This is a genomic window from Halostella limicola, from assembly GCF_003675875.1.
Lineage (GTDB): Archaea > Halobacteriota > Halobacteria > Halobacteriales > Natronoarchaeaceae > Halostella > Halostella limicola.
On record NZ_RCDI01000002.1, the window covers coordinates 221,313 to 233,616 of the forward strand.

Genomic DNA, 12,304 nt, shown 5'->3' on the forward strand with positions numbered 1-12,304 from the left:
AGTCAGGGATAAAGGCGCTCCCGTCCTCGGTGTGGCCATGAAACAGGCCATCGTCGCTCGGACGGACATCGGCATGGGACAGGGCAAGCTCGCCGCGCAGGTCGCGCACGCGGCGCTGTCGGCATACGAGGACGCCGACAGTCGGACCCGCAAGCAGTGGAAGGGCGAGGGACAGAAGAAGGTCGTCCTGAAGGGCAGCGGCGAGTCCCAGCTGTTCGAGCTCGCCGACGCCGCCGAGCGCGAGCGGCTCCCCCACGCTATCGTCCGCGACGCCGGCCACACCCAGTTAGATCCCGGAACGGTCACCGCGCTCGCGGTCGGTCCGGGCGAGGACGCGGTCGTCGACAAGGTGACGGGCGACCTCTCGCTGTTCTGAACCGGCGCGCGACCGCCCGACGCGCGCTCTCGTTCGGGTCCCGCCCGGATCGGAGCGCGGTCGTCGCCGCCCGGCGCCGAATATGTATACCCTCGGCTCGCGCCGGAGGCTAGACGATGAGATGGAACCCCTATCCCCGTCCCGCCACTGGACGGTAATATGAGTACGAAACAGCGGACCAAAACGATCCGACGAGCGACCGAGAGCGTGACCGAGGCAGTCGTCGCGGCGATCGCCGACGAACTCGACGCGGACCCGCTCGCGATCGACCCGCTCCACGACGCCGTCGACCCGGATGCGCTCGAGGCCCTGTTCGAGAACACCGACACCGCGGCCCGCCGCGGCGGCGAGGTTTCGTTCGAGTCGAACGGCTGCCGCATCACAGTCTCGGCCACCGGCGACGTCTCCGCCCGCGCCCTCCCTTCCTCCCGGTAGATCGCCGCCGCCGACCGCACGTGCCTTATGCCCCGCCCCGCCAGTGTCACGTATGACCGCGACTGCCGCCGTTCCGCCGACCAGGGGGTGGCGCTGATGCGCCCGGCACACGACCTCGAACGCGCCGTGGGGATGGCGTACTACGTCAGCGACGCGGACGGCACCGGCGGCCGCCTCCGCGACGAGGACGCCGACTTCCGCGTGCGCGAACTCGAACGGTTCGACCTCGAACCGGTCGACGCCGACCCCGACACCTACGAGCACCTCGTCCTCCGCGCGACGCTCACGGGCTGGGACACGAACGACTTCGCCAAGCGCCTCTCGGACGCGCTGGGGATCAGCCGCGAGCGCGTCTCCTGGGCCGGGACGAAGGACAAGTACGCCGTCACGACCCAGCTGTTCAGCGTCAAGGGCGTCGCCCCCGGTGACCTGCCCGAGATCCGCGACGCCGAGATCGAGGCCGTCGGTCGCGCGGGTCGGTCGATCCTATTCGGCGATCTGGCTGGTAACGCCTTCGAGATCCGCGTCGCCGACCCCGACGCGCCGGAGAACGCCGACGCCATCGCCGACGACCTCCGCGAGTTCGGCGGCGGGTCCGTCGCCGTGCCCAACTTCTTCGGCCAGCAGCGCTTCGGCAGCAAGCGCCCGGTCACCCACGAGGTCGGCCTGCGCGTCGTCCGCGAGGAGTGGGAAGACGCGGTGATGGCGTACCTCGGGAACCCGCGCGAGAGCGAGCCCGAAGGGACGCGCGAGGCCCGGCGATTCGTCGAGGGATCCGACGACTGGGGGGAAGCGCTCGACCGCTTCCCGCGCCGCCTCGGCTACGAGCGGTCGATGCTCCACGAACTGGTCGAGAACGGCGGCGAGGACCCGGCGGACTTCCGGGCCGCGCTGGAGACGCTCCCCTCGAACCTCCAGCGCCTGTTCGTCCACGCCGCCCAGTCGTACGCGTTCAACCGGATCCTGAGCGAGCGACTGGAGCGCGGCCTCCCGTTCGACCGCCCCGTCGCCGGCGACGTCGCCTGCTTCGCCGATACCGACGCCCCCGACGGGGTCGCCCTGCCAGACACCGACCGCAGCCAGCGCGTCACCGAGTCTCGCGTCGACACGGTCGCCCGCCACTGCGAGCGCGAGCGGGCGTTCGTCACCGCGCCGCTGGTCGGCACCGAGACCGAACTGGCGGACGGCGAGCCCGGCGAGATAGAGCGCGAGGTGCTCGACGAGATGGACCTCGCGCCCGGGGACTTCGATCTCCCGGGCGAGTTCGGATCGACCGGCGACCGGCGGGCGATCCTGGTCCACACGGATCTGGACGTGACGCGGGACCCGCTCTCGTTCTCCTTCACCCTGCCGAAGGGGTCGTACGCGACGGTCGTCCTGCGGGAGTTCCTGAAGGGCGACCCGCTGGACCTCGGATAGCTCAAAGGGCGACTGTACCCTTCACGAAGTACTTACCGGGCAGGCGACAACCCCGGCGTATGCGACGACGACGCTTCCTCCGAGCGCTCCCCGCGACCGCCGCCCTCGCCGCCGGCTGCCTCGCGCGCGACTCGCCGGACGACGCCGAAAACGGCACGAACGGCACCGACGCCACCGAGACGACGGTCGACGACTGGACGGAGAATATCGAGGGCCGCGACCCCGACGGCTTCCCGCCCCGCGGGAGCGACCACGTCGACACCGTCGTCTGGTACCGCGAGAACCGAGACGCGCCCATCGCGCTCGAACCCTCCGCCGCGGAGGGCGACCTCCCGGTCGCCGAGTTCGCGTTCGCGCTCCGCAACGACACCGACCAGACCTTCAGTACGAACTTCTACGACTGGTCGCTCTCGAAGCGCGTCGACGGCGAGTGGTTCCGCGTGGCGCCCCGGATGGTGCCGGAACCGCTGATGTCGCTGGCACCCGGCGAGGACCACCGGTGGACCCTCGCGGCGTCGAGCGAACGTCCGGACCCGAAGACGGACTCCGTCGCAGACGAGGGAGACGTCTCGGTGCGGGGCCTCGGCGCGGGAACGTACGCCTTCGCCGTCGACGGCTGGTTCGAGGACGGGGATCACGAGCAGCAGGTGGTGTTCGCCGCGCGGTTCGAACTGGCAGGCGACCCCGTAGCGCTGACGCCGTCGGCCGCCGTCCGCGAGGCCGCCCGCGACGGGGATGTCGTGACGGTGCAGGCGGACGGGAGCGACCACGAGGACGCGCGGGAGGCGACGTACGTCCTCGAACGCGTCGAGGACCCGGCGGAGGAGCCCCGCGAACTGATCACCGAACAGGCGATCCGGCGCTGGCCCCTCTGCGACGCCCTGGCGCACGTCGAGGCGGGCGTCCGGACGGTTCGCGTCGAGTCGACGACGGGGACGGTCCCCGCGTTCGGCGTGCACGACGACGCGCCGCCGATACGGTACGGCGGCGACGCGTTCCGGGCGAGCGTCGAGGACCCGAATCGGGAGTAGAGGCGAGAAGACGTACGGTTATGCCGCCGCCCGTCGTACGGTAGGTATGCGAAGCGAACGACTCCGGCGCGAGATAGACGACGCCCTCCGGGCGGGATGGAAGATAGAGGACGAAGCGTCGGACCGGGTAGTGCTCGTCAAGCGGAACTTCGGCGACCTCGGGATACACGTCATCATCGCGCTGCTGACCGCGTGGTGGTCGTTCGGCGTGATAAACGGGGTCTACGCGGCGTTCAAGTACCTGAACGACTCCCAGCGCCGGGTGGTGTGGGAGTCCCGTCGGGCGTGCCCCGAGTGCGGTGAACCCGCCGCCGAGGACGCCGAGTTCTGTCGGCGCTGCGGCGAGGCGCTCCCTGAGGACCCAGACGGCCCACGAGCCTGTCCGGAGTGTGGCGTCAGCCTCTCCGAGGACGCCCGCTACTGCCGCAACTGTGGGAGCGAGGTCGCCGCGTGATACTGTCGGACTAACTGTTTCAGATATTTCGCGGTGACGTCCCCGCGAAACTCTTCACTGACTTCCGTCCGACAGTACGAGAAGCGCGGACGTTTTATCCGGTCGGCGGTTAGCCGCCGAACATGGAGTGCCGGCAGTGCGCGTCCCCGCTGGAGCGACCGGGCGATTACTGCCTGGTCTGCCGGACGGCGAACGCGGACGCCGTCGTCCTCGACATCGACCGCGACCGGGCGACGGTGACGATGCTCGACGATGAGCGCGTCGTCGCCGCGACGACCATCACGACGAACCCCGAGGACGGCGAGGAGACGGGCGTGATCGAACTGCGGAACTTCGCCGGCCGGATCGCCGACGAGGTGCGACGCAAGCGGCCGGAGGAGGTGTTCGCCGCCGGCGACCGCGAGGTGCTGCGGGCGACGCGCGAGCAACTGCACCACGAGTTCTACCGGGTCGAGGAGGGCGAGCCCGTGGAGGCTGTGCTGGACCGGCGCGGCGACGCCGCGCTAGAGGTCGTCGACGCGGCACCGCGCGAGAAGATCGGCGGCACCCACTCGACGCTCATCGGCGGCCGCGACGGGCGGCGCGCGGTGCAGACCGTCGCCGGCCACCCGCACGTCAAGAAGATCGTCCCCGGCCCCATCGACGCCGGCGGGAAGGGCTCGCAGTCGGGCGTCAGGGCGAAGGCGACGCGCGCGGACAACAACGGCAACGTCCGCCTGCTGATCAGAAACGGGTCGAGCGTGCAGGAGAACCGCGTCGTGACGACGGCGAGGGACCGCGACACCGGCGAGCGGGTCCGGGCGGACCTCAACGACGCGCTCGACGACGAGGACCTGCAGTAGACAGCCGGGCCGGCGCGACCGCGACGAACCTGATCGAAATTCGGCAAGTACCCGAACGCCTTTTGCCGATAATTACATCTAATTAGACGATGGTCACCCGCTACGACGCCGTGCTCGCCGCGATCCCGATGGTCGCGTTCGGTGGCGTGCTGCTCGAAGCGGCCGCGCGAGCGGCGGACGCGGCGACGGGGATGGGGGGATCGATCGCGGAGCTGCCGCTGTGGGTCGCGGGCTTTCTGGCGGCGCTCTGTCTCATCGCCCACGAGATCCTGACGCTGCCGGTCGAGGGGAACTCGTAGGGTTTATTTGCGCGCTCGGGTTACGTGCCGTTACTATGGCCGAAGAAGGAAAACGACGAACCGGCAGCGCCGGACGGTTCGGAGCGCGCTACGGTCGCGTCGCCCGACGCCGCGTCGCCGAGATCGAGTCGGACATGAACGACGACCACGCCTGCCCGGACTGCGGCTCCAACGCCGTCGACCGGCAGGGGACCGGTATCTGGCAGTGCGGCAAGTGCGGGTACAAGTTCGCCGGCGGCACCTTCCGCCCCCAGACTCCGGGCGGTCGCACCGTCACGCGATCCATCCGCGCCGCGCTCGCCGAAGACGACGAATGAGCTACAAGTGCTCCCGCTGTAAGCGCGACGTCGAACTCGACGAGTACGGCGGGGTCCGGTGCCCGTACTGCGGACACCGCGTGCTGCTGAAAGAGCGGAGTCGAGACGTCAAGGAAGTCGACGTCCGGTAGCGTGCCGACGTTCGTCCACGAGACGACGCTCGCTTTCTCCTACTCCGATCTCGACCGCGCCCGCACCGTCGAGCGGAGCGTCAGCCAGGAAGTCGACGAGATCCAGGGCGACCGGTCGGCGACGACCGTCTCGCGCGACGGCGCGACGGTGACGGTCGCCGTCGAGGCGGCTGACCTCGTCGCGCTCCGTGCGGCGCTGAACACGTGGCTCTCGCTGGTCGACGTGGCCGAGCAAACGGCAGCGCAAGCGGAGCGCACGGCGGATTCAGGGTAGGTCGTCGTCCCGCTGGTCGGCGAGGCTCTCTTCTAATCGCGGCGACGGCCGGTAGTGGATCTCGCCGGCGTCGGCGTCGTATCTGACGACGCCCGCCTCCGCCAGTCGCGGCAGGTGGCGGTGGTGGAGCGCCGTCGACACCGTCCGCTCGTGGTCGCGCGGCGGCGCGAGCGATCCCGTCTCCCAGTCCACGATCCGCGAGACGAGGTCGTCGAAGTCGACGGGGGACTCGGCGTCGACGAGGTGATAGAGCGCGAGCCGTCGGCGGCGGCACGACAGGAGCTCGAAAACGACGTCGCGAGAGAGCGCGACGGGCGGTCGGTCGTCCGGTCCCCGGCGCAGCGGCCGGCCGTCGTCCCCGACGAGACGGTCTTCTGTGCTCATCTATCTGATAATTAAACAAAAGCGACTTAACAGTAACGACACGGCGGCGGACGCGCCGGCGTGCGGTCCGCGACTCCGCACCCGAAGACGATAAAGCGGGGGTTTTTCAATGCGGGGAACGACCTTCCGCGTATGCAGGGTAATCTGCCGCCGGAAGCACAGGAGAAACTCGAGGAGCTACAGGACCTTCAGGAGACGGCCCAGCAGGTGGCCGTCCAGAAGAACGAGGCCGAGACGCAGCTGACCGAGGCCCAGAACGCCCTGGACGAACTCGACGACATCGACGAGTCCACGCAGATGTACCGCGAGGTCGGCGAGCTGCTCGTCGCCACCGAGTACGACGAGGCCCAGGACGACCTCGAGGAGAAGGTCGAGAGCCTCGAGATCCGCGTCGAGACGCTCGAGAAGCAGGAGGAGCGCGTCCAGAACCAGTTCGAGGAGCTCCAGCAGGAACTGCAGCAGATGCTCGGCGGTGCGGGCGGCGGCGGCCCGATGGGCGGCCCCGGCGGCGCCGGCGGCGCATAGATGCCGACCGACGACGAGGTCGTACAGACCGCCGCCGAAGCTGCCGAGAACGTCGTCTTCTCGCGATTCGACAACTCGGCGGTCGACGATCTCGACGTGACGGTGACGTTCGAGGACGGCATCCTCGAAGTGGACGTCTACGTGCACGCCCCCGACGGGTCCGCGGACGAGGACCGCGTCGCCGACGACGCCGCGCTCGCCGCGCGCGCCGCGGTCGACGACCTCTTCGACGAGGCCTGACGGGCGGTTTTTTCACTGGGATCGCAAAACGGTAGCGCCGAGCATGCGGTGGCTTCGCCGCCGTTTCACTGGGATCTTCACTGAAGTCGAGTGTCCGCGCAGCGTAAGCGAGCGCGGTTCGCCGCGAACGAAGAAGCGCGTGTGAGCGGGCTTTTTCGCCGAGCGTTTTGCTCCGAGTGGTCGGCGAAGCGCGACCCGAGGAGGAAAAAGGTCGCGTTAGGCGAACAGGAAGATCAGCACGCTGACGCTCATCGCGACGAGCGTCGTCGCCGCGGCGAGGCCGCCGCCCATCGAGACCATCGCGTTGGCGGTGCTCGCGAGCGTCTCCGTGCGGTCGTTGCCGAAGACCGTGACGGCGGCGCGCTCGCTCGCCATCCCGACCTCGACGGGCTCGAGGTCGGCCACGGCGTCCTCGACGAGGTCGTCGATCAGGTCGAGCAGTTTCCCCTCGGCGATCGCCTCGCCGACCTGGTTCGTCGCCTCGACCTGGTTGACGACGTGGGTGTCGGTCGTCAGCACCTCGATGCGGTCGACGCCCTCGACGCCGGCGACGAGGCGCTCGCGGAGCCCCGGCTCCATGTTGTTGCCGTCGATCAGGACGTACGCGGTGCGCTGGCCGTCGACCTCGAAGACGGCGACGCGGACGCCGAGGGGGCCGATGCCGTCTTCCGGTTCCCACTCCGTCGGGTCCCAGGCGATGCCGACGCGGAGCGGGTGGCGGTCGGCGTCGGCGAGCAGGTCGCCGGCGCGGGCCGCCGCCGCCTGCGTGTCGAAGGCTCGCTCGCCGCCCGGCGTGACGTGGCCCAGGTCCTCGCCCTGCAGGCCGTTGTTGCAGTTGTGCGCGTCGGCGAGCAGGACGTCGTCGAAGCCGCCGGAGCGGGCCTCGGCGGCGGCCGCGAGGCCGACCGCGTACGAGACGTCGTCGGCGAACGACGGCGAGTAGGTGACGGACGAGAGGAGGTCGTCGCCGACCGCCTGCGCGAGCAGGGAGGCCTCGCCCTCGTCGACGCGGACGCTCTCGGTGGCGCGGTCGGTGTACTCGACAGCGTCCATCGCGCGGTCGGCGGCGTCGAGGACCGAGTCGACCTCGCGCTCCGTCACGAGGTTGAAGTCGTGGCCGGCGGTGGCGTGCGGCGGGAACGCGAGGCCGTCGGCGTCGCGGGCGACCCGGACCGGCAGGTTGCCGCCGCCGATCTCGCCCATCGGCCCTGGGTGGATCATCGGCAGGACGAACCGCGCCTTCTCCTCGCCGCCGGGGCAGCGGATCGAACAGACCGTGACGGGGACGACCGCCTCCTCGCCGATCTCCTCGAAGAAGTCCTCCAGTTCGCGGGTACCCTCCGCGATGTGGCCGATGAACCCGCCGAGGAAGTCGAGCACGCTCACGCCGAGGCTGCGCTGCCACGGCCGGTCGATGATCCGGACGAAGGCGTACGCGGCCGCGCCGTACACCAGACAGACGGCGGCGAGCACGAGGAAGTCGCCGGGAACGACGACGTTCAGCGCGGCCGGCGCCTCCTCCTGCCGGGAGAGGAAGGCGTCGATGAGCGGGCCGTCGACGGCGAAGTAACGCATCGCGCCGCTGTAGACGAACAGCAGGACGGCCGCGGCGACGGTCTGGACGCTCGCCGGGATGGCGGCGACCGGCGCGGAGTGGCGCGACACCGCCATCACCACGAGCAGACGAAAGGCGAAGATGGCGGCGAGCGCGGCGAGGAAGGCGTCGAACACGAAGTTCTGCCCGAACGCGGTCAGCGCGGCGACAGCGCCGGCACAGACCAGCACCGCGACGACGAACACCTCGCAGATCAGCGCCAGCAGCGACGACCGGTTGGGCGTCAGCTGTCCGCCGAAGTAGCCGTCGACGCCGCTGGTCAGGATGCTCGCGGCGATCGTCGGAACCCCGACGAAGAAGATCCCCTGCCAGACGTCCTCCAGCAGGTAGCGCGTGTCGAAGACGCCGACGCCGGCGACCGCCGCGACGACGAGCGCGAACGCTACGCTCGCGTGCCAGCGCGGGGCCCGAAAGACGTACCGGGAGAGGCTCGCCAGATCGCCCTGCGTCGCGGTCATTACGTAGACGAGAGAGCCGCAGGGAAAGTAAAGCTACGCTTCGGGGTCCGGTTCGGGAGACGTGGGAGAGCCTACGCCTCGCAGATGCGCCGGAAGTTCTCGAAGAGCTCCTCGCCCTCCGCCGTGTGAGCGACCTCCGGGTGCCACTGCACGCCGTAGAGGTCGCGGTCGGTGTCGCTCATCGCCTCGACGTCGCAGACGTCGCTTTTCCCGGTGAGATCGAACCCGTCGGGCAGTTCCTTCACCTCGTCGGCGTGGCTCGCCCAGACGCGCGTCTCGGGCGCCAGCGAGCCGGTGAGCGGGTCGTCCTCGTCGAGCACGTCGACGGTGACGTCGGCGTAGCCGCCGTACTCGCCGCCGCCGACGCGCCCGCCGAGTTCGTCCGCCATGATCTGCATCCCGAGACAGATGCCGAGCACGGGGACGTCGAGGTCCAGGTACTCCCCGCTCCGGCCGATGTCGGCCATGTCCGGGCCGCCCGAGAGGACGATGCCGTCGGCGTCGATCTCCTCCGGCGGCGTGTCGTTGTCGATGAGGTCGGTGTCGACCCCCATGTCGCGGAGCGCGCGCTGTTCCAGGTGCGTGAACTGCCCGTGGTTGTCAACCACGACGATCTTCGTCATTACGGCGCTATAGCCGACCGGCGAATAAAAGGCGTCCGGAGTCGTTCGAGCGCGTCGAACCACCGCTCGCCCGTTTCCGACCCTCGGTACCCGGTGGGATTTATGCCGCGGCCGCGCGTCGGTCGTCGCATGGTAGACGCACTCGACGAGTTCGACCACCCGGCGTGGCACACAGCGATCGGCACCGGCGTCGGCTACGGGATCATCCTGGTGGCGATGACGGCCGTCCTCTTCGGACTGCCGTACGCGCTGTTTCTCGCGCTCGGCTGACCCGGGTCAGACAGACGCCGCCGCTGTCTGGAGCGTTCGAAGCCGGTCGATCGTCTCGTCCACGACGGACGGGTCGTCGGTCCAGAAGCCGTAGAACTCGTTCGGATCGCGCTCCTGCGCCAGCAGGAGGCTCTTCTGCGCGTCGTCGCCGTCGCCGTCGTACGCCACCCACCAGTGGCGGAGGACCTCCTCGTCGTCGCTCTCGTGGACGCGGAGTCCCATGTCCTTGGCCGCCCCGACGCTCTCGGGGTCCCCCTCGCCGTAGACGTGGACGTCGAGGCCCTTCCGGTCGAGGTTCCGGTAGACGTTCGTCTGGAAGTCGATCTTCGAGAGATCCTGAAAGCCGGCGTGGAGTTCGCCCTCGCCGACGTTCCACCCGCGGAACTCCACGATACGCGAGGCGTGGATCATCCGGCGCTTGTCGTAGGACTCGAACCGCGTCTCCGCCATCGCGTCGACGACCGACGGCGGGGCCGTCCGGACGTCCGGCGTCTCGCCCTCCCGCCACCCGTCGACGTAGCGCCGGAGCGCCGCCAGCGAGTCCGCGGCGAGGAACCGCCCGTCGGATTCGAGGACAGCGACGTCGCGCGGTCGGCCGCTCTCCGTGCGGTCGGTCGTCAGGGACACCTCCTGCGAGGAGAAGTACTCGCGGAGCGCGGTCAGGTCCGATCGCTCGCCGGTGAAGTTGCAGATCCGCAGAACCTTCTGGTCGGTTCCGGTCTGATGGACGATGTCGGATAGCGTCATCTAGTATGTAGGAGGGTTTCTGTATGAAAACGGTTTGGCAGGAAGCCGCTATTGCCGGGTGTCCGAGAGGTAGACGCCGGGCGAGCGGTCGGTGGACGCGAACGGCGCTCCGGGGAACGTTCGAACGTCCTTCGGCCGCGAACGAAAACGAAGCGTGAAGAAAACGAGCGAGCTCGAAGCGAGAGCGGTCGCGTTACGCGAACGTCTTCGAGACCGTCTCTTCCTCGGTCTCCGACTGGATCTTGTCGTAGGCGTTCTCGAAGTCGGACTGGCGGATCTCGGTCCGGTCGTCGCGGATGGCGAACATCCCGGCCTCCGTGCAGATGGCCTTGACGTCGGCGCCGCTTGCGTCCTCGGCCATGGCGGCGAGCGCCGCGAAGTCGACGTCGTCGGCGGTGTTCATGTCTCGGGTGTGGATCTGGAAGATGATCTCCCGGCCCTCGTGGTCGGGCTTCGGCACTTCGATGAGGCGGTCGAAGCGGCCGGGGCGGAGGATGGCGCGGTCGAGCATGTCGAAGCGGTTCGTCGCCGCGATGATGCGGATCTCGCCGCGGTCCTCGAAGCCGTCCATCTCCGAGAGCAACTGCATCATGGTACGCTGGACCTCGGCGTCGCCCGAGGTCTTCGACTCCGTCCGCTTGGCCGCGATCGCGTCGATCTCGTCGATGAAGATGACGGCGGGCTCGTGGTCGCGAGCGACCTGGAACAGGTCGCGGACCAGCTTCGCGCCCTCGCCGATGAACTTGTGGACGAGCTCGGAGCCGGCCATCTTGATGAAGGTGGCGTCGGTCTCGTTGGCGACTGCCTTCGCCAGCATCGTCTTCCCCGTGCCGGGCGGGCCGTACAGCAGGACGCCGCTGGGCGGCTCGATGCCGACCTCGTCGAACGCGCCGGGCTTGTTGAGCGGCATCTCGACGGTCTCGCGGACCTCCTGCATCTGCTCTTCGAGGCCGCCGATGTCGGCGTAGGTGACGTCGGGGCTCTCGCTGACCTCCATCACGCGGGCGCGGACGTCGGTCTCGTCGTCGAGGGTCTTCACGATAGAGAGAGAGTTGTTGACCGCGACCCGGCTGTCGGGCTCGATCTCCTCCCGCATCTCCTCGGTGACCTCGGTGACGGCCTCCTGGTTGTTGCCGTGCTGCTTGATGATGACGCCCTCGTCCGTGAGCTCCTGGACGGTGGCGACGAACAGGGGGGACTGCTTGAGCTTCTTGTTCTCGTGGGTGAGCCGCTCTAACTTCTGCTGGTACTTGTTGTTCTCCGCGTTCGCGTCGAGGAGCTTGTCCCGCATCTCCTCGTTCTGTGCTTCGAGAACTTCCAGCCGCTCGCGTAACGCCTCAATTTTCTCCTGTTGCGACGCCTCCTCCTCGTCGTAGGGGAGATCGACGTCTTCCACAGTATCGGTCATCACCACGGCATAAGGGGTTGACTCATAAAAGCCTGCGGGTGGGCGAACCGATCCCGCCGTTGCACCGCGGTATGCGACCGATTCGCCGCCGATGCGCGGTCGTCGTCGCAACGGGTTTTTATTCCCAACAGTAATCAAAACGAAGGAGAAATATTATTAGCCTGTATTCACTATGAGTCTCTACGATGAGTGCATCAGAGTCAGCACGGGCCGAAGCGTCAGAATCCGGAGGTTCCTGGGACGACGTCCGCGACCTCCCGCCAAGCGCGAAGCTCGTCGCGAAGGTACTGGAGTACAACGACACGCTCACGCAGAGCCAACTCGCCGAGGAGACGCTGCTGCCGCCGCGGACGGTCCGCTACGCGCTCACCCGTCTCGAAGAGCAGGACGTCGTCGACTCTCGTTTCTCCTTCTCCGACGCCCGGAAGCGCCTCTACACCCTGAATCTCGACTGAG

The 12,304-nt window shown here is 68.7% G+C and carries 19 protein-coding genes; 14 read left to right on the forward strand and 5 right to left on the reverse strand.

Annotation, left to right across the window (positions count from 1 at the left end):
- Positions 1–37 precede the first annotated feature (37 nt).
- The 10 genes from pth2 (at position 38) to D8670_RS09205 (ending at position 5,578) form a co-directional block, all read left to right on the forward strand.
- Entirely contained in the window at positions 38–376 is a 339-nt protein-coding gene (gene pth2, locus D8670_RS09160) for a peptidyl-tRNA hydrolase Pth2 (RefSeq protein WP_121817813.1), read from the forward strand.
- Between the two features lie 159 nt (positions 377–535).
- A complete protein-coding gene (locus D8670_RS09165) occupies positions 536–811 on the forward strand; it encodes a HalOD1 output domain-containing protein (protein ID WP_121817814.1) in 276 nt (91 codons plus the stop codon).
- A gap of 96 nt (positions 812–907) precedes the next feature.
- Positions 908–2,230 carry a tRNA pseudouridine(13) synthase TruD gene (gene truD / locus D8670_RS09170; protein WP_121818573.1) on the forward strand — a complete coding sequence of 441 codons (1,323 nt, stop codon included), beginning with the start codon at positions 908–910 and terminating at the stop codon, positions 2,228–2,230.
- Between the two features lie 59 nt (positions 2,231–2,289).
- Positions 2,290–3,261: a hypothetical protein gene (locus D8670_RS09175; protein WP_121817815.1), complete on the forward strand. Its 972-nt coding sequence runs from the start codon at positions 2,290–2,292 to the stop codon at positions 3,259–3,261.
- Positions 3,262–3,307: 46 nt separating this feature from the next.
- Positions 3,308–3,715, forward strand: a complete 408-nt coding sequence (locus tag D8670_RS09180) for a zinc ribbon domain-containing protein (protein ID WP_121817816.1) — start codon at positions 3,308–3,310, stop codon at positions 3,713–3,715.
- Positions 3,716–3,837: 122 nt separating this feature from the next.
- On the forward strand, positions 3,838–4,557 hold the full coding sequence (locus D8670_RS09185) for a DUF2103 domain-containing protein (protein WP_121817817.1): 720 nt from the start codon (positions 3,838–3,840) through the stop codon (positions 4,555–4,557).
- Positions 4,558–4,646: 89 nt separating this feature from the next.
- The gene (locus D8670_RS09190) at positions 4,647–4,856 is read left to right on the forward strand and encodes a hypothetical protein (protein WP_121817818.1); all 210 of its coding nucleotides are present in this window, start codon (positions 4,647–4,649) and stop codon (positions 4,854–4,856) included.
- A gap of 35 nt (positions 4,857–4,891) precedes the next feature.
- On the forward strand, positions 4,892–5,173 hold the full coding sequence (locus D8670_RS09195) for a 50S ribosomal protein L37ae (protein WP_121817819.1): 282 nt from the start codon (positions 4,892–4,894) through the stop codon (positions 5,171–5,173).
- The gene (locus D8670_RS09200; protein WP_121817820.1) at positions 5,170–5,304 is read left to right on the forward strand and encodes a DNA-directed RNA polymerase subunit P; all 135 of its coding nucleotides are present in this window, start codon (positions 5,170–5,172) and stop codon (positions 5,302–5,304) included. The genes D8670_RS09195 and D8670_RS09200 overlap by 4 nt, the downstream gene beginning before the upstream one ends.
- A gap of 1 nt (position 5,305) precedes the next feature.
- Positions 5,306–5,578, forward strand: a complete 273-nt coding sequence (locus D8670_RS09205) for a KEOPS complex subunit Pcc1 (protein WP_121817821.1) — start codon at positions 5,306–5,308, stop codon at positions 5,576–5,578.
- Here the strand turns inward: D8670_RS09205 and D8670_RS09210 are convergent.
- The gene (locus D8670_RS09210) at positions 5,570–5,962 is read right to left on the reverse strand and encodes a DUF7344 domain-containing protein (protein ID WP_121817822.1); all 393 of its coding nucleotides are present in this window, start codon (positions 5,960–5,962) and stop codon (positions 5,570–5,572) included. The genes D8670_RS09205 and D8670_RS09210 overlap by 9 nt on opposite strands.
- Positions 5,963–6,094: 132 nt before the next feature.
- On the opposite strand from D8670_RS09210, the gene D8670_RS09215 reads away from it, so the two are divergent.
- Together D8670_RS09215 and D8670_RS09220 are read left to right on the forward strand one after the other, a co-directional pair.
- Positions 6,095–6,487, forward strand: coding sequence for a prefoldin subunit beta (locus D8670_RS09215; RefSeq protein WP_121817823.1), 393 nt, complete (start codon positions 6,095–6,097; stop codon positions 6,485–6,487).
- Entirely contained in the window at positions 6,488–6,727 is a 240-nt protein-coding gene (locus tag D8670_RS09220) for a DUF3194 domain-containing protein (protein ID WP_121817824.1), read from the forward strand. It begins immediately after the preceding gene.
- Between the two features lie 216 nt (positions 6,728–6,943).
- Here D8670_RS09220 and D8670_RS09225 read toward each other — a convergent pair whose 3' ends face one another.
- Positions 6,944–8,800: a DUF2070 family protein gene (locus D8670_RS09225; protein ID WP_121817825.1), complete on the reverse strand. Its 1,857-nt coding sequence runs from the start codon at positions 8,798–8,800 to the stop codon at positions 6,944–6,946.
- Positions 8,801–8,871: 71 nt separating this feature from the next.
- The gene (locus tag D8670_RS09230) at positions 8,872–9,423 is read right to left on the reverse strand and encodes a GMP synthase subunit A (protein ID WP_121817826.1); all 552 of its coding nucleotides are present in this window, start codon (positions 9,421–9,423) and stop codon (positions 8,872–8,874) included.
- Positions 9,424–9,552: 129 nt separating this feature from the next.
- On the opposite strand from D8670_RS09230, the gene D8670_RS20875 reads away from it, so the two are divergent.
- On the forward strand, positions 9,553–9,693 hold the full coding sequence (locus D8670_RS20875) for a hypothetical protein (RefSeq protein ID WP_162994247.1): 141 nt from the start codon (positions 9,553–9,555) through the stop codon (positions 9,691–9,693).
- 6 nt (positions 9,694–9,699) lie between these two features.
- On the opposite strand, the gene D8670_RS09235 is transcribed toward D8670_RS20875, so the two are convergent.
- Positions 9,700–10,440 (reverse strand): hypothetical protein, encoded by a 741-nt coding sequence (locus D8670_RS09235; protein ID WP_121817827.1) that lies wholly within the window; start codon positions 10,438–10,440, stop codon positions 9,700–9,702.
- Positions 10,441–10,633: 193 nt separating this feature from the next.
- Positions 10,634–11,848, reverse strand: a complete 1,215-nt coding sequence (gene pan1 / locus D8670_RS09240; protein WP_121817828.1) for a proteasome-activating nucleotidase Pan1 — start codon at positions 11,846–11,848, stop codon at positions 10,634–10,636.
- Positions 11,849–12,033: 185 nt separating this feature from the next.
- Here pan1 and D8670_RS09245 point away from each other — a divergent pair, with 185 nt between their 5' ends.
- A complete protein-coding gene (locus D8670_RS09245; RefSeq protein WP_121817829.1) occupies positions 12,034–12,303 on the forward strand; it encodes a MarR family transcriptional regulator in 270 nt (89 codons plus the stop codon).
- The last annotated feature ends 1 nt before the right edge of the window (position 12,304 follow it).